Annotated in this window: 15 protein-coding genes and 7 tRNA genes; 10 read left to right on the top strand and 12 right to left on the bottom strand. The window is 72.4% G+C overall.

Features of this window, described 5'->3' with window-relative positions:
• Positions 1 to 100: 100 nt before the first annotated feature.
• The gene (locus ACFVWW_RS22645) at positions 101 to 1,354 is read right to left on the bottom strand and encodes a hypothetical protein (RefSeq protein WP_384193738.1); all 1,254 of its coding nucleotides are present in this window, start codon (positions 1,352 to 1,354) and stop codon (positions 101 to 103) included.
• On the bottom strand, positions 1,354 to 1,920 hold the full coding sequence (locus tag ACFVWW_RS22640) for a DUF4365 domain-containing protein (protein WP_384193741.1): 567 nt from the start codon (positions 1,918 to 1,920) through the stop codon (positions 1,354 to 1,356). Before ACFVWW_RS22640 ends, ACFVWW_RS22645 begins: the two co-directional genes overlap by 1 nt.
• Positions 1,921 to 2,109: 189 nt before the next feature.
• On the opposite strand from ACFVWW_RS22640, the gene ACFVWW_RS22635 reads away from it, so the two are divergent.
• Positions 2,110 to 2,835, top strand: coding sequence for a 3'-5' exonuclease (locus ACFVWW_RS22635; RefSeq protein WP_386878772.1), 726 nt, complete (start codon positions 2,110 to 2,112; stop codon positions 2,833 to 2,835).
• 100 nt (positions 2,836 to 2,935) lie between these two features.
• Here the strand turns inward: ACFVWW_RS22635 and ACFVWW_RS22630 are convergent.
• Positions 2,936 to 3,007 (bottom strand) — tRNA-Val (locus ACFVWW_RS22630).
• A 124-nt stretch (positions 3,008 to 3,131) separates the two neighbouring features.
• Here ACFVWW_RS22630 and ACFVWW_RS22625 point away from each other — a divergent pair.
• On the top strand, positions 3,132 to 5,627 hold the full coding sequence (locus ACFVWW_RS22625; protein WP_386878771.1) for an SCO7613 C-terminal domain-containing membrane protein: 2,496 nt from the start codon (positions 3,132 to 3,134) through the stop codon (positions 5,625 to 5,627).
• A gap of 70 nt (positions 5,628 to 5,697) precedes the next feature.
• Here ACFVWW_RS22625 and ACFVWW_RS22620 read toward each other — a convergent pair.
• A tRNA-Val gene (locus tag ACFVWW_RS22620) sits at positions 5,698 to 5,769 on the bottom strand.
• Positions 5,770 to 5,823: 54 nt separating this feature from the next.
• The gene (locus ACFVWW_RS22615) at positions 5,824 to 6,294 is read right to left on the bottom strand and encodes a TIGR02611 family protein (protein ID WP_384185586.1); all 471 of its coding nucleotides are present in this window, start codon (positions 6,292 to 6,294) and stop codon (positions 5,824 to 5,826) included.
• A gap of 190 nt (positions 6,295 to 6,484) precedes the next feature.
• Between ACFVWW_RS22615 and ACFVWW_RS22610 the strand changes: the two genes are divergently transcribed.
• Positions 6,485 to 6,898 carry an SsgA family sporulation/cell division regulator gene (locus tag ACFVWW_RS22610; RefSeq protein WP_003959770.1) on the top strand — a complete coding sequence of 138 codons (414 nt, stop codon included), beginning with the start codon at positions 6,485 to 6,487 and terminating at the stop codon, positions 6,896 to 6,898.
• Positions 6,899 to 7,102: 204 nt separating this feature from the next.
• Complete coding sequence (locus tag ACFVWW_RS22605) at positions 7,103 to 7,672, top strand: CGNR zinc finger domain-containing protein (protein ID WP_384185583.1); 570 nt, start codon at positions 7,103 to 7,105, stop codon at positions 7,670 to 7,672.
• A gap of 3 nt (positions 7,673 to 7,675) precedes the next feature.
• Here ACFVWW_RS22605 and ACFVWW_RS22600 read toward each other — a convergent pair whose 3' ends face one another.
• Positions 7,676 to 7,828, bottom strand: a complete 153-nt coding sequence (locus ACFVWW_RS22600) for a hypothetical protein (protein ID WP_384185581.1) — start codon at positions 7,826 to 7,828, stop codon at positions 7,676 to 7,678.
• 204 nt (positions 7,829 to 8,032) lie between these two features.
• Positions 8,033 to 8,479: a hypothetical protein gene (locus ACFVWW_RS22595; protein WP_386878770.1), complete on the bottom strand. Its 447-nt coding sequence runs from the start codon at positions 8,477 to 8,479 to the stop codon at positions 8,033 to 8,035.
• Between the two features lie 170 nt (positions 8,480 to 8,649).
• Here ACFVWW_RS22595 and ACFVWW_RS22590 point away from each other — a divergent pair, with 170 nt between their 5' ends.
• The gene (locus ACFVWW_RS22590; protein ID WP_384185576.1) at positions 8,650 to 9,165 is read left to right on the top strand and encodes a DsbA family protein; all 516 of its coding nucleotides are present in this window, start codon (positions 8,650 to 8,652) and stop codon (positions 9,163 to 9,165) included.
• Positions 9,166 to 9,171: 6 nt separating this feature from the next.
• Here ACFVWW_RS22590 and ACFVWW_RS22585 read toward each other — a convergent pair whose 3' ends face one another.
• The 3 genes from ACFVWW_RS22585 to ACFVWW_RS22575 form a co-directional block, all read right to left on the bottom strand.
• Entirely contained in the window at positions 9,172 to 10,011 is an 840-nt protein-coding gene (locus ACFVWW_RS22585) for a GNAT family N-acetyltransferase (protein WP_386878769.1), read from the bottom strand.
• Between the two features lie 150 nt (positions 10,012 to 10,161).
• A complete protein-coding gene (locus ACFVWW_RS22580) occupies positions 10,162 to 10,983 on the bottom strand; it encodes an aminotransferase class IV (protein ID WP_384185571.1) in 822 nt (273 codons plus the stop codon).
• Entirely contained in the window at positions 10,983 to 12,038 is a 1,056-nt protein-coding gene (locus ACFVWW_RS22575) for a chorismate-binding protein (protein WP_384185568.1), read from the bottom strand. The genes ACFVWW_RS22580 and ACFVWW_RS22575 overlap by 1 nt, the downstream gene beginning before the upstream one ends.
• A gap of 157 nt (positions 12,039 to 12,195) precedes the next feature.
• Here ACFVWW_RS22575 and ACFVWW_RS22570 point away from each other — a divergent pair.
• The 5 genes from ACFVWW_RS22570 to ACFVWW_RS22550 all read left to right on the top strand — a co-directional run bounded on the left by ACFVWW_RS22570 (position 12,196) and on the right by ACFVWW_RS22550 (position 12,650).
• Positions 12,196 to 12,268 (top strand) — tRNA-Gly (locus tag ACFVWW_RS22570).
• 37 nt (positions 12,269 to 12,305) lie between these two features.
• Positions 12,306 to 12,379 (top strand) — tRNA-Cys (locus ACFVWW_RS22565).
• A 1-nt stretch (position 12,380) separates the two neighbouring features.
• A tRNA-Val gene (locus tag ACFVWW_RS22560) sits at positions 12,381 to 12,452 on the top strand.
• A 20-nt stretch (positions 12,453 to 12,472) separates the two neighbouring features.
• Positions 12,473 to 12,544 (top strand) — tRNA-Val (locus tag ACFVWW_RS22555).
• 34 nt (positions 12,545 to 12,578) lie between these two features.
• A tRNA-Val gene (locus ACFVWW_RS22550) sits at positions 12,579 to 12,650 on the top strand.
• 77 nt (positions 12,651 to 12,727) lie between these two features.
• On the opposite strand, the gene ACFVWW_RS22545 is transcribed toward ACFVWW_RS22550, so the two are convergent.
• Both ACFVWW_RS22545 and ACFVWW_RS22540 read right to left on the bottom strand, forming a co-directional pair.
• Positions 12,728 to 13,024 (bottom strand): zf-TFIIB domain-containing protein, encoded by a 297-nt coding sequence (locus tag ACFVWW_RS22545; RefSeq protein WP_386878768.1) that lies wholly within the window; start codon positions 13,022 to 13,024, stop codon positions 12,728 to 12,730.
• A 68-nt stretch (positions 13,025 to 13,092) separates the two neighbouring features.
• Positions 13,093 to 14,064 carry a phosphotransferase gene (locus ACFVWW_RS22540; RefSeq protein ID WP_386878767.1) on the bottom strand — a complete coding sequence of 324 codons (972 nt, stop codon included), beginning with the start codon at positions 14,062 to 14,064 and terminating at the stop codon, positions 13,093 to 13,095.
• Positions 14,065 to 14,099: the final 35 nt, after the last annotated feature.

The raw sequence follows: 14,099 nt of genomic DNA, 5'->3' as shown, positions 1-14,099 counted from the left end.
ACTCACGGGGCGCGACAGCGGACGCTGCGCGCCTGAATCGTACCGAGCCCGGGGGGTCGGCCGCGAAACGCTTTACCCGGGCAGCGGTCCCCCGCCGCCGTCAGTCGCCCCCGCCGCACGCCTCTTCGAAGAAGTCCAGGTTCTCCTGGAGCGACTTCATCAGCCGGTCCCGCTCGGCCTCGTCGACCTGGACGGGCGCCACGCCGCTCGCGTCGGTGAGCCTGCGGAACCCGCCGCGGCTCTCCAGCCGGCCCGCCACCCGGATCGGCAGGCCGAGCAGATGCGCGTGTCCTGCGATGCGGTACGACTCCTCGTCGAGCGCCACCCGGATATGCGGGATCTCCGCCCCGGCCAGGACCCGCAGCCGTACGGAACCGTCGCCGCGCGGCCCCGCCCGGCGCATCCTGATCACCGCCCCGGTGATCCGTACCGGCACGGACGGCTCCTCCCGCAGATAGCGCTTGCCCGCCTCGCGCAGGGCGGGCAGATCGCCGGGCGAGAACTCCACCGGCTCAGGACGCGCCGCGCACCCTTCGGGGACGCCCGCGCCCGGCGCCCAGGCCAGGGCGATCCGGGCGCCTTCGGTGCCGCGTACGAGCGCCACGACCGCTTCCGTGAGCTCCCGGCTCACACCGGCCGCCACGGCCGCGTCGAACGCCTCCATGCCGCCGGTGGCCCGCCGGTAGTCGGTGGCCTCGCGGGCGGCGTACAGCGCGTGGTGGAGCCGCACCGCGACGGCCCGGCCCGAGGTCACCGGCAGGAAGGCGGTCAGCTCGCGTCCGCCGGGCGCGGGTCCTGTCAGCACCCCGTCCAGCGAGGCCAGGGCCTGTCTGCGGTGACGCGCTCCGTAGTACCCGGCCCGGCCTCGCTGCGCGAGCGCACCGGCGAGCAGCAGCTGCCTGGCCGCCGTGCGGAGCTGTTCCTGTACGGTCCAGGCCGCCGCGCCCGAGGGCCCCGGCGGTACGTCGCGCCACCAGCGGATCTCGTCGCTGGGCACGGCGAGCCCGATCAGTACCTCTCGCGCCGTCGGGGCCCCGCTGCGGGCGAGCGCGGTCAGGGCCTCGGCGAGCAGGTCCTCGCAGTCCGGGAAGGCGCGGCTCTCCGGGACGAGCAGGCTGGTCCCGCCGCCGGCCGGTCCCGGCGGTGTCCAGCGGGCGTAGCGCCCGGGGACTCCGCCGCGCCGCCGCCAGCCGTGCCGGGCGAGCAGCGCGCCGAGGACTGCGGGGTCGGTGCGGGCGGGATCGGGGTCCATTGCCGGTCCGCCGGTCCAGGGGGCGGGAAGGTCGATCGCCGGGTGGGGGCGGGCGCCTGACGGTGTGACGTCGTGGACGGGCTCGTCGGACGGCGGGTGCATCACGGTCTTCCTCCCGAGCCGACCCGGGTCATGATCTCGCAGAGCGCCCGGTCGTCGAAGATCCGCGCGGTAGGGATCCGCACGGTGGTCCTGTGCCGGCCGGTCACCGGATGCCCGGCCAGATTGATCCAGTAGCAGCAGTGTCTGAGGTCGAGCCGGTCGTGTCCGGCGCGCAGCCATTCGTCCTGGGTACGGGGCACCAGCATCACGACCAGGATCTTGTGCACCGAGACCGGGGTGCGGGCGAGTTTCACCAGATGCGCGTTGTCGAGGGTGAAGGAGAAGGCGGGGCCCGGCGGGTGCGGGGCGAGCTGATAGGTCGATTTGAGCTGCACCTTGATGGTGACTTCGTCGTCGACGACATGTCCTGGCGCGCTGTGACTGAGGTGCCAGTCGATGCCGTTGTCGGGAAAGGGCTGGCTGAGGGAGCAGCCCGCGGCGGCCGCTACGGCGTGGAGATAGCCCACCTGGAGTGTCTCCATGCAGGCGGTGGTGGCGAGTGCTCCGCGCAGCGGTGCTATCCGCTCCGGCAACAGCCCGCCCGGTTCGGGCTGCGCGAGCGCCATGGCTCTGGGTGCCTTCCGGGCCGTACCGATTCAGTTGCGGCGACGGGCCGTCAAGTTCCGTACCCGTCCCCTGTGTTGTCACCGTGCCGCGCCCGTCGTAAACGGCGCGTACCGCACGACCTGTCCGGGTATCACCGATTCGGGCAGTGGATGAGCGCCATCTGCCGCGTATGCGCGAGGAGTTCGGCAATGACGTGTTGGTACGAGGGTCCGCTGGCCGCATTCGACACCGAGACGACGGGGGTGGACGTCGAGGAGGACCGGATAGTCTCGGCCGCCCTGGTCGTCCAGGACGTGCCCGGTGGGCGGCCGCGGGTGACCAGGTGGCTGATAGATCCCGGGGTGCCGGTGCCCGCCGCCGCCACCGAGGTGCACGGTCTCACCGACGACTTCCTGCACCGCAACGGCCGCTGGCCGGCGCCGGCGGTGGAGGAGATGGCCAGAGCGCTGGCCGAGCAGTCCGCGGCGGGCCGGCCGCTCGTGGTGATGAACGCGCCGTTCGATCTGACGATCCTGGACCGTGAACTGCGCCGCCACCGGGCGTCGTCCCTCGCCGTTTCCCTGGAGGGCGCCCCGCTGTGCGTGCTGGACCCCCGGGTCCTCGACAAGCACCTGGACCGCTACCGCAAGGGCCGCCGCACGCTGACCGATCTGTGTGCCCACTACGAGGTCGAGCTGGACGGGGCGCACGACGCGGCCGTCGACGCGGTGGCGGCGCTGGAGGTGGTGCGCGCGGTCGGCCGCCGCTTCGCGGCACGGATGGAGCGGCTCACCGCCGCGGAGCTGCATACGCTCCAGTCCGTCTGGCACGCGGCGCAGGCCCGCGGCCTGCAGGCCTGGTTCGCGCGCAACGGCGCGGAGGAGTCGGTGAGTACGGCATGGCCCCTGCGCCCCGGCCTCCCCGCCGCCGCCTGACCACCCGCGCGTCCCACCGGGCCGGAAGCTCACGGAGCGGGGAAGAACCGCCCGGAACGCACGGAAGCCGGTCCGTCGCTGACGGACCGGCCTCTCCCGGTGGGCGATACTGGGTTCGAACCAGTGACCTCTTCGGTGTGAACGAAGCGCTCTCCCACTGAGCTAATCGCCCGGGAACGGACTGAACCATACAGGTTTCCGCGGGCTTCCTTCAAACCGAATGCGGCGTACTCACTCCTGGATCTGAGTACGGGAGCCGATGGCGGGACGGGTGGCGCCGACCACACTCACCTTCCATGGAGAACGTTCCGCACCCCGCTCAGGAACTGGCGGTCCTCGACCAGGAGCTGGCCGGACTCGACGCGCGCAGGGCCAGGTTGCTGGCGCGCAGGGCCTATCTGGTGAGTCTGCTGAGCCGGCCCGTCCCACCACCGGCACGACCGGTTCCGCCCTTCGCCCACGCCGTCGCCCGGCCTTTCGCGCCCGTCGCGGAGACCTCGCCGCCCAGTGCGCAGAATGTCCTGCTCACGCTCGGCGGGATCCTGTTGACGATCGCCGCGGTCGCTTTCACGCTGGTCAGCTGGGGCGAGCTGGGCATCGGCGGCCGCTCGGCGGTGCTGACCACCGTGACCCTGCTGGCGCTGACCGCCCCCGCGCTGCTCCTGCGCCGGGGCCTCGCGTCGACCGCGGAGACGGTCGCCGCGTTCGGGCTGGTGCTGATGGTGCTCGATGCCTACGCGGTGTACCAGGTGGCGCTGCCGGGGACGGACAGCGTGGCCTATACGGCGGCTGCCGCAGCCGTGCTCGCCGCGCTCTGGGCCGGGTACGGCTCGGTGCTCGGCCGGCTGCGTATTCCGCTGCCTGCGGCGGTGGTGACGGCCCAACTCCCGCTGCCGCTCTGGGCGCTGTCCGCCGGGGCGTCGGCCCTGACGACGGCGTGGGCGCTGCTGCTGACCGCCGCGCTGGACACGGCGCTCGTGCTGTGGACCAAGCCGGGCGCCGTACGGACCGTCGGGGTGGCCGCCGCGTGGGCGACCGCGGGCGGGGCGCTGCTGACGGGAGGCCGGCTGTCCGTGGCAGCCGAGACGCCGCTCGCCGCCGCCGGGCCCGCCGCTCTGCTGCTCGCGGCGGCGGCACTCGGCCTCTTCGCGGCGTGGCACGCGACCGATACGGCCGACGCGGCCACCGTCTGCGCGGCGGTGGCCGGACTGGCGGCGGTCACGGCGGCCGGCGGTGTGGTGCGCGCGGACGTGCCGGACGGCTGGGCCGTCGCCGGGTATCTGCTCTGCGGTGTCGCGCTGTTGACGGTGGTACGGGCACCCTGGCCTCGCCCGGCCGTGCGGGGTCTGTCCCGCGCGGCAGGGGCGGCGGTGGCCCTGTCGGTCCTCTGGGCGCTGCCGGCGGTGCTCGTCGTCCTGCTGGGCGCCGTGACACGGGTCGCCGGGATCTGGACGGGTGCGCCGAGCGGCGCACGCGAGGCGCTCGGTCAGGATCTGCCGTGGGCGGAGCAGACGGCCGCGCCGCTGGTGCTGCTGACGGCGGCCGGGGCCGCGGTGATGGCGTACCGCGAGCTGTCCGGTACACCGGAGGCCCGTACGCCCGCCGCCGGCGCGCGGTCCTGGCGCGTCGCCGCGCTCTGCGCGGCCGTCGCCCTCGGCTGGGCCGCTGTCCTGGTGCTGCCGCCCATGCTGGATCTGGGCTATCCGGCCGCGGTGGCGCTGCCGCTGCTCCTGACGGCGGGGGTCCTGGCACTCGCCGTGCGGCCGCGCGGTCCCGCGGGCCCGGCGGTGGCGGTCACCGCACTGGTCTGCGCCCTCACGGGCTCGGCCGGTGTCTCGCTGCTGTCCCTCGCCACGCGGACCACGACGGTGACGGTGCTCGCGGCGCTGTCGGCCCTGTTCGCCGCTGCGGCCGTCATCGCGGAGACGGTATGGGCCCGGAGCGCGACGGCGCCCGGGCGCCCCGCCCCGGAGCCGGTGCGGACGATTCTCGCCTGTACCGCCGTCGGGTACGCGACCGCTCTGGCGGCGGCCGCGGGCGCGGCGGCCGGGCTGTCCGCCGGGGGTACGGCCCTGGCCGTCCTCGCCGTCCCCGCGGCCGTGGCGCTGCTCGGCGCCCGGCTGCGCAATCACCCGGTGGCCCCGCCGGTCGAGATCACCGCCGCCGGCGCGGGTCTGCTCGCGGTGGTCCTGGCCGCCTCGGGCGGGGCGTCCGTGCTGGCGCTGGCGCTCGCGCTGTGCGGGGTGATCGCGGCGGGTACCGCGGTCCGCGCCGAGCGGCGTCCGGTGGCCGGATACGCCGCGACGGCGCTCTTCGTCCTGGCCACCTGGGTCCGGCTCGCCGCTTCCGATGTGTCGGCCCCGGAGGCGTACACGCTGCCGGTGACGGTCCCGGCGCTCGCCGTAGGGCTGCTGCGGCGCCGGCGCGACCCCGAGGCCTCGTCGTGGACGGCGTACGGCCCTGGTCTCGCCGCGACGCTGCTGCCGAGCCTGCTGGCGGCGTGGGGCGACGCGCACTGGCCGCGGCCGCTGCTGCTGGGGCTGGCCGCCCTCGCCGTCACCCTCGCCGGGGCCCGGCTGAGGCTCCAGGCACCGCTGGTGCTGGGCGGCGCGGTCCTCGCCCTGGACGCGCTGCACGAGCTGGCGCCGTATGTGGTGCAGGTCGCGGGCGCGCTGCCGCGCTGGCTGCCGCCGGCCCTCGCCGGACTGCTGCTCCTCGCGGTGGGCGCGACGTACGAACAGCGTCTGCGGGACGCCCGCAGGCTCCGCAGGACCCTGGGCCGGATGCGCTGAGCGCGGGAGACGGGCCGGGAACGGCCGAGGCCCCGAAGACCTGTGCGGTCTTCGGGGCCTCGGCTCCGGGTGGGCGATACTGGGTTCGAACCAGTGACCTCTTCGGTGTGAACGAAGCGCTCTCCCACTGAGCTAATCGCCCGGGCGCACCGCACACATTACCCCAAGTCAGCGGCGTCCCCCGCCGCGTACCGGGTCACTGATCGATCTTCCAGGGCATGACGATCCCGAACTTCCAGACGTAGATCCCGACCAGCACGGCGATGATCACCAGGCCGATGGTGGTGAGGATGATGTTGCGTCGCCGGACCTTGGGATCGAGGGCCGCGTGGGCCGCTTCCGTGACCTTGCGCCTGGTCCAGCGCAGCACCAGCTGGGCCCAGACGAACTCGGTCGCCCAGATCGCCATCCCCCCGAAGATCACAAACCAGCCGGGCCCCGGCAGCGGGAGCATGATGATGCCCGCGACCACCACGGCGAGGCCCACGACGAAGATGCCGACCTGCCAGCTCAGATGGAGCGTCCGCGACGCCTTGATGAATTTCGGCGCGCGCGAGCCGAGCTCCCGCTCCGGCGCCGCCGGCACGTCTCCCGTCACGTCCCCCGTCGCCGGCTCCATGGCCACCGGGACGACGACGTGCCCCCGCTCGTCACTCTCCGCATGCATGAGGCCCAACCTACCGGAATCACCCGCGTCACTGGAATGGCCGTATGACCCGAAGTCACACACCGCCGTACGAGCTACCTGAAGACGCACAAAACAGACAGAGGGGTTTACAACGGCACCGTAGGTGGCATGTCGATTTCGCCGACGTGCGAATCCCCGAGCGCACACTGAGCGAAAGGCCCTGGCGCTTATGAACACCACGGTCAGCTGCGAGCTGCACCTGCGCCTCGTTGTATCGAGCGAGTCCTCACTGCCTGTACCCGCGGGCCTCCGGTATGACACGGCCGATCCTTATGCCGTGCACGCCACCTTCCACACCGGAGCCGAAGAGACGGTCGAGTGGGTCTTCGCCCGCGACCTTCTCGCCGAGGGGCTGCATCGGCCCACCGGCACCGGCGACGTCCGTGTCTGGCCGTCCCGCAGTCACGGTCAGGGCGTCGTCTGCATCGCTCTGAGCTCCCCGGAGGGCGAGGCCCTGCTCGAGGCCCCGGCGCGGGCCCTGGAGTCGTTCCTCAAGCGGACCGACGCCGCGGTGCCACCCGGCACCGAGCATCGTCACTTCGATCTCGACACCGAACTCTCACACATCCTGGCCGAGAGCTGAGCCAGGCCGAGGGCTGCTCGGCGCCGTCCGACTCGGGGAGACGGCGCCGTGCGGACAACCGCATACGGAGGACACCGGCGCCGTCGCCGCGGAAACCACCGCGGAGACGGCGCCGTTGCGTTCCCCGCCACAGCCGCCGGAGGCAGCCGCTAAAGTCGGCGGGATTCGGCGGGCACCGGCCCGCAGCAGGCCAGGGAGCGGATCGTGCTGATTCCCCACGACACCCGGATCGCCCTCAACACCGTGGTCGATCTGGTCAACACCGAGCCGGAGGACGACGCGGGCAGCGGCGCCGCCGACGGGCTCGCGGACGTCGCGGCGCTGTACGACTTCGTACGGGGCCACAACGTCAGCGGAGTGGGCGACCTCGGCAGCCGGGATCTGCGGGCCGTCCTGGACGTACGGACGCGTTTCACGGAGGTGTTCGCGGCGCCGGACGCGAAGGCCGCCGCCGACCTGATCAATCAGCTGGTGGCCGCCGCGGGGACGACGCCGCAGCTGACCGACCATGACGGCTACGACTGGCACGTCCACTACTTCGCGCCCGGCGCCTCGGTCGCCGATCACCTCGCCGCCGACTGCGGTATGGCGCTGGCCTTCATGGTCGTGGCGGGCGAGCAGGAGCGGCTGCGGCGCTGCGAGGCCCCGGACTGCGGGCGCGCGTTCGTCGACCTGTCGCGCAACCGCTCCCGCCGCTACTGCGACAGCCGCACCTGCGGCAACCGGCTCCATGTGGCCGCGTACCGGGCACGCCGCAAGGAAGCGGCCCGCTGACCCTCACGGCAGAAACAAGTCATGCACCGCTGCCAGCAGAAACAGGACGCCGACCACCGCCAGGAAGATCATCAACGGCGGCTGGGAGAGCGCGTAAAGACAGCCGCGCCGCTCATCGGTGGGTGCGGGGGGTTCATCCCGGGAGGTATCGAGCATCTCGGGGCGATCATGACGTACGCCGCACCCGGCTGATGACCAACACGCATGATCGGCGAGGGAGTTCATCATATTCCGTGGAAACCGGTCCGGAATCCCGTCGCGACCCCGCTCACCTGCGATACCCGCCGGATCCCGTACGGGCGACTCCCGTGCGCACGCTCCCGTACGCGCGCCCCGGGCCGGACGCCGTGCCGCCTCGGGTCAGATGCCGTGTTTCTTGAGAATGGCCTCGATATCGCTGAAGTCGTCACCGGGCCGCGCCGCCGTGGGCGTGGCCTTGGGCCGGGCCGCGGGCTTGCTGCCGGGGCCGAGCGAGGGGACGGACGCGGCGGGCTCGACCGCCTCGCTCCGCGCCGCCCTGGCCGCCGCCCTGCGTTCCTTGCGGGTGCCGCCCCGGCGCCGCTCCACCGCGCGGGTCGTCATGAAGAGCAGCCACGCCACCGCGAGCACCCCGAAGCCCACCCAGGCCACCGGGCTGAAGGCCGTACTGGCGGCCCACTTCACCACGCCCGTCATCACCAGTGCGACCGGGACCAGCGCGTAGGCGAGGATCCGGGCCGCGGCGAGGAAGCGCTTGCGGTACGCCGTGATCGCGGCGACGCCCAGGCCCGCTGCTGACACCGCGGAACAAATGGTCTCGGCAATCATCAGGTCCTCCAGGCAGAGCGCATCATCGGTCGGGCACGTCCGTCCCTCCATCGTGCACCTGGCGGTGGGGTCGGGGCCACGGTCAGGGCCGACCTCAGGGAGATCTCCGGGACACCGTCCTCCCCAGGTCCCGGTCGGTCCGGACCCCCGCGTACTGGAAGACTGGCCCCATGAGCGACTCCACCACCGCCCGACCGGTCGTCCTCGACGTCTGGTGCGAGCTCCAGTGCCCCGACTGCCACAGCGCCCTGGAGGATCTGCGCGCGCTGCGCGCCCGCTACGGGAGCCGACTGGAGCCGCGGCTGCGGCACTTCCCCCTCGACAAGCACAAGCACGCGTACGCCGCCGCGCAGGCCGCCGAGGAGGCCGTCGAGCAGGGGCAGGGCTGGGCGTACGTGGAAGCGGTGCTGGCCCGTACCGAAGAGCTCGCGGCGAAGGGCGAGCCCCTTCTGCTGGAGGTCGCCCGCGACCTGGGCCTGGACGACGAGGAGTTCGACACCGCCCTGATCGACGGACGGCACCTCTTGATCGTCGACGCCGACCAGGCCGAGGGGAAGGCGATCGGGGTGACCGGGACGCCCACGTATGTCATCGACGGCGAGCGTCTCGACGGCGGCCAGAGCCAGGAAGGGCTGCGCGAGCGCATCGAGACGATCGCCGACCGGCTGCTGGCGGACGAGGCGTAGGCATTCTCAGACCAGCTGCTTGTAGAAGTTGCGGTCGGTCGTGACGTACTGGAGCGATTCGTACAGCCGGACCGCCGGGGTGTTGTCCGCGAAGACATGCAGTCCCAGCAGCGTCATCCCGGACTCCCGGGCGACGCGCTCGGCGAGCCGCATCAGCGCCCGGCCGTAGCCCTTGCCGCGCTGGTCCTCGGTGACGGCGATGTCGTACACGTACGCCCCCTCCTCACCGGGGCGAACCTCGCGCCGCCCGACCCAGAGATGCCCGACAACGTTTCCCTCATGGACCAGCACATTCAATGAGACGCCCGGGGTGGCGAGGCCCTCGGGCAGGGTCTCGCGGTGCGTGGTCACCGACTTGGCGCGGGCCTCGCGCGGCGGAGCGCCCCGGTCGATCCAGCTCTGGGCGTAGCCGTCGACCGACCGTGCCAGCCAGTCCTGGTACTCGGCCTCGTTCATGGGCCGGCCCTCGACGTCCGCCGGGAGCGCCGGTGGCTTGTCCGGCAGCTCCATGAGCATGTTGCGGCTGCGCTCGGTGTAGCCGAGGGAGGCCAGCATGCCCAGCGCGGGGGCGGCTTCCGGCGGTACGGAGGCCAGCACCTGGCCGCACCCCCAGCCGCGCAGCACCTCTTCCGCGGCGAGCACGGCGACCGTGCCCCGGCCGCGCCGCCGGTCGGGCTCATCTATCCGCAGCGAGCGCACGACCCCGGCCGCGTGGCCGAAGCCGGGGCTCGTACTGATCTCGATCGTTCCGACGGAACGGCTGTTCACGCACACCTCGTAGGAGCGTGACTTCCCGCCGTCGGCGGCCTGCTGGAGCGGCCCGGTAGGTCGCAGGGTGGTGGTCATCAGGGGAGTTGTACCCGCCGGGCGGCGCCGCGTCATCCTGTTTACGGTATGGACCCGTCGCTTTTACGGCACTGGCCGGTTTATGGCACTGGCCGGTTCAGGTGCTGGCCGGTTCAGGTGCTGGCCGGTTTACGGTGCCGGCCGGCCGCGCTACGGATCCATGTCGGCGCCGGACCGCTCCTCGAAGACGCGCATCGCCTTACTGGTCACCGGCCCAGGGGCGCCCGGCAGTTCACGGCCGTCGACGCGGTGGACGGCCTGCACATCGCGCAGCGACGAGGTCACGAAGATCTCGTCGGCACGCTCCAGGACGTCCAGCGGCAGGTCCGTCTCGCGGGCGCCGCTCCACTCGGCGGCCAGCGCGCGAGTGATGCCGGCGAGGCAGCCGGAGGCGAGGGGCGGGGTGTGCAGCTCACCGTCGAGGACGACGAAGACATTGGAGCCCGTGCCCTCGCAGAGCTGTCCGACCGTGTTGGCGAAGAGCGCCTCGGAGGCGCCCTGCTCGTGGGCGCGGGCCAGGGCGACGACGTTCTCCGCGTACGAGGTGGTCTTGAGCCCGGTCAGCGCGCCGCGTTCGTTCCGCGTCCAGGGGACGGTGATGACGGCGGTGGTGTCGGGGCGGCGCTTCGTCTCGCCGACGGCGACGATCAGGGTGGGGCCCTCGTCGCCGCGGTCGGAGCCGAGGGGGGAGAGTCCGCCGGTGTACGTGATCCGCAGCCGCCCCAGTTCCATCGGGTTGGCGTCGAGGACGGCCGTACAGGCGCGGCGCACCTCGTCGAGGTCGGGCTCCGGCAGGCCGAGGCCACGGGCCGAGCGGCTCAGCCGGTCGAGATGGCGGGTGAGGGCGAAGGGCCGTCCCTGGACGGTCTTGGCCGTCTCGAAGATGCCGTCGCCCACGGTCAGCCCGTGGTCGAACACGGACACCCGGGCGCCCTCGGCCGTTCGCAGCCCGCCGTTGACCCAGATCTTCATCACACGGTCCTTCCGCTCGCCTCGTACGCACCCGACGCTATCGCGAGCAGCCGGGAGGCTTTGAGCTCGGTCTCCTCCCACTCGCGCTCCGGGTCGGAGCCCCAGGTGATCCCGGCACCTGAGCCGAACCGGAGCACCGGGCGCGGCGTGGCGGTCCTGTCGATCCAGAAGGTGCGGATTCCGACGGCCAGCGCGGCGGTACCGCGGTCGGCGTCGACCCAGCCGATGCCTCCGCAGTAGGGGCCGCGCGGGGCCGTCTCCAGCTCCTCGATGATCTTCAGCGCGCTGGACTTGGGGGCGCCGCTGACCGAGCCGGGCGGGAAGGTGGCGGGCAGCAGTTCGGGCCAGCCCGCCTTCTCGGTGAGTTCGCCCCGTACCGTCGAGACGAGATGGACCAGTCCGGGGTGGGGTTCGATCGCGCAGAGCGCCGGGACGGTCACGGTTCCGGTGGCGCAGACGCGGCCCAGGTCGTTACGGACGAGGTCCACGATCATCACGTTCTCGGCGTGGTCCTTCTCCAGCAGGTCGGCGGCGGTGCGGCCGGTGCCCTTGATCGGGCCGGACTCCACGACGCGGTCGGCACGGCTCAGAAACAGCTCGGGCGAGGCGGTGGCGATCTCCACGCCGTGCGCGGGCAGCCGGATGGTCCCGGCGTACGGGGCCGGATTGTCGCGCGCGAGCAGGGACGTCAGCGCGTCGACGTCGGCCGCGGCCGGATCGGGCAGCGGCGCGGACAGTACGCGGCAGAGGTTGACCTGATAGACGTCGCCGGCCGCGATGTGCTCGCGGATGCGGCGTACCCCGGCGGTGTACGTGGCACGGTCGAGCGACGACGTCCAGTCACCGGCGGCGGGGCCACGCCACCCGCCCGGTACCGGCATGGGTACCGCTTCGGCCCGCACGTCGCCGAAGCGGGCGCAGGTGAGGCGGCCTTCGAAGTCCGCGGCGACGGCCCAGAAGCCGGCGGAGTCGAGCGCCTCGGGATCATGGGTGACATCTCGTAGATCGGAGGCGACAAGGGCGCCGAAGCGGGCCAAAGGAGCGAGGTCGTGCACGGTTGCGAGTCTAGAACAGGCTCTGTTGGCCCGCTCCGGCCTGAACGCACGGCGAACGCACCGCAGCACGCTGCGGAAACGCGTTTTTGTGCTGGCTCCGGAATCCGCTAGAGTTCAACACGTCGCCGGGCCGTGCAGACGGGCCGGGAAACGGCACGCGGACGTAGCTCAGTTGGTAGAGCGCAACCTTGCCAAGGTTGAGGTCGCCAGTTCGAACCTGGTCGTCCGCTCGACTGTGGGGGATTTTTCCCGAACCCCCACACTCCTGGTGGAGTGGCCGAGAGGCGAGGCAACGGCCTGCAAAGCCGTCTACACGGGTTCAAATCCCGTCTCCACCTCCAAGGACGATTAGCTCAGCGGGAGAGCGCTTCCCTGACACGGAAGAGGTCACTGGTTCAATCCCAGTATCGTCCACTGGATCCGCAAGGATTCCCGCGCGATTAGCTCAGCGGGAGAGCGCTTCCCTGACACGGAAGAGGTCACTGGTTCAATCCCAGTATCGCGCACGCAGTACGCACAGCAGCACACGCAGGGTCACCTGCGCGATTAGCTCAGCGGGAGAGCGCTTCCCTGACACGGAAGAGGTCACTGGTTCAATCCCAGTATCGCGCACCGCCAGAAGCCCCCGGTCGTCACCACGACCGGGGGCTTCGTCGTCGGCGCGGCCGCCGGAAGGCCCTCTGCGGCTGTCAGGAAGAGAAGAGCATCCGTCCGAAGCTCTGGCGGTGCTGCTTGCCGTGGTGGCCACCATGATGGCCACCGTGCTGACCGCCGTGCTGCGGGGCGCCCCAGGCGGGGGCGGCCGGGTATGCCTGCGGGGCAGGCGGCACGGGCGGGGCCTGCTGCCCCCACTGCGACTCCAGGCGGGTCAGGGACTCCAGCTCGCCGTAGTCGAGGAAGATCCCCCGGCAGCCGCTGCACTGTTCTATCTGGACGCCATTGCGGTTGTACGTATGCATCGCTGCATGGCACTTGGGACACTGCATGATCGGCTCAGCTCCTCGCCGTTCGTCTGGCATCACCGGAATGCGTACCCGGCGACAGTCCGTTCACCCTACGACGACGTCCCCGACGGCAACTCGGTTGCGCCGACCGTCATTCGGGCGCAGGCGTCGATCATCAACCGCTCGGCCTCGTCGAGATCACGGCCCTCGGCGGCGGATTTGGCGATGGCGAGCGCGGCGGTCTGCACGGTGAGGGCGCGGGCGGCGACGTCCAGTTGGGGCCAGGGATCGCCGTCGGCGGGCACGGCGGGGCCCTGTGCGGAGCGGTAGGCGCCCAGGAAACGCTGCCAGGCCTCCGGCGGCAGCAGTCCCGCGGCGTACCAGGCAGCTGGGCGGGCCAAGTCCCAGGCGGGATCGCCGGTTCCGAGGTCGTCCACGTCGATGAGCAGCCAGGGGCCGTCGGGCGCGGGGTGGCGCACGAGCTGGCCGAGGTGCAGGTCGCCGTGGCACAGGGCGCGCGGCCCCGGCGAGCGCGCCTCGTCGCGGGCCCAGGCGGGCAGCAGCTCCCAGGCGCGCCGCACGGGAACGGCGGCGGAACGGTGTCCGACGGCGCGCATCCGGGCGACGGCGCGAGCGGCCTTGGCCGGGCCTCGCATGGGCGGCAGGGTGCCGATGGCGGTGGTGAGGGCGGTGAGAGGGACGGCGTGCAGCCGTGCGACGAGCGCCCCGGCTTCCTCCCAGGGGGCGGCGTCCGGGTCGGCGGGATCGACGGGCACGCCGTAGGGCCAGGTGGTGACGGGCCGCCCCTGCAGATGCTCACCGGCCGTCGGAAGCGGCGGCAGCAGGATCCCGGCGAGACACGCATGCCCGGCGACGGCCAGCCTGGCACGGTGCCCGGCGGCGTCCGTACCGTCAGCATGAGCCTTGGCGACGGCCCCGCCGTGCCGTACGACAACCCCATCGACCCGGTCCGCCAACACGGCCTCCCCCTCCCCGCAGGCGGAACAGCCCCGCGAGCCCGAGGAGGGATGAGCGGCCTCCCGCGCGACGAGGCCGAGCGCGCGTATGACGGATACGGCCATGCTGACCCCCCGGGATGCGACGTGTCCCCCGGAGC

It is taken from the genome of Streptomyces sp. NPDC058198, assembly GCF_042882605.1.
GTDB lineage: Bacteria > Actinomycetota > Actinomycetes > Streptomycetales > Streptomycetaceae > Streptomyces.
The sequence above is the reverse complement of the archived record's forward strand: the minus strand, read 5'-3'. Positions and strand labels throughout refer to the sequence as shown.

Bases quoted from the DNA above. Each gene is read 5' to 3' on its own strand.
- ACFVWW_RS22645 (WP_384193738.1), bottom strand. From the start codon at position 1,354: ATGCACCCGCCGTCCGACGAGCCCGTCCACGACGTCACACCGTCAGGC.
- ACFVWW_RS22640 (WP_384193741.1), bottom strand. From the start codon at position 1,920: ATGGCGCTCGCGCAGCCCGAACCGGGCGGGCTGTTGCCGGAGCGGATA.
- ACFVWW_RS22635 (WP_386878772.1), top strand. From the start codon at position 2,110: ATGACGTGTTGGTACGAGGGTCCGCTGGCCGCATTCGACACCGAGACG.
- ACFVWW_RS22625 (WP_386878771.1), top strand. From the start codon at position 3,132: ATGGAGAACGTTCCGCACCCCGCTCAGGAACTGGCGGTCCTCGACCAG.
- ACFVWW_RS22615 (WP_384185586.1), bottom strand. From the start codon at position 6,294: ATGCATGCGGAGAGTGACGAGCGGGGGCACGTCGTCGTCCCGGTGGCC.
- ACFVWW_RS22610 (WP_003959770.1), top strand. From the start codon at position 6,485: ATGAACACCACGGTCAGCTGCGAGCTGCACCTGCGCCTCGTTGTATCG.
- ACFVWW_RS22600 (WP_384185581.1), bottom strand. From the start codon at position 7,828: ATGCTCGATACCTCCCGGGATGAACCCCCCGCACCCACCGATGAGCGG.
- ACFVWW_RS22595 (WP_386878770.1), bottom strand. From the start codon at position 8,479: ATGATTGCCGAGACCATTTGTTCCGCGGTGTCAGCAGCGGGCCTGGGC.
- ACFVWW_RS22590 (WP_384185576.1), top strand. From the start codon at position 8,650: ATGAGCGACTCCACCACCGCCCGACCGGTCGTCCTCGACGTCTGGTGC.
- ACFVWW_RS22585 (WP_386878769.1), bottom strand. From the start codon at position 10,011: ATGACCACCACCCTGCGACCTACCGGGCCGCTCCAGCAGGCCGCCGAC.
- ACFVWW_RS22580 (WP_384185571.1), bottom strand. From the start codon at position 10,983: ATGAAGATCTGGGTCAACGGCGGGCTGCGAACGGCCGAGGGCGCCCGG.
- ACFVWW_RS22545 (WP_386878768.1), bottom strand. From the start codon at position 13,024: ATGCAGTGTCCCAAGTGCCATGCAGCGATGCATACGTACAACCGCAAT.
- ACFVWW_RS22540 (WP_386878767.1), bottom strand. From the start codon at position 14,064: ATGGCCGTATCCGTCATACGCGCGCTCGGCCTCGTCGCGCGGGAGGCC.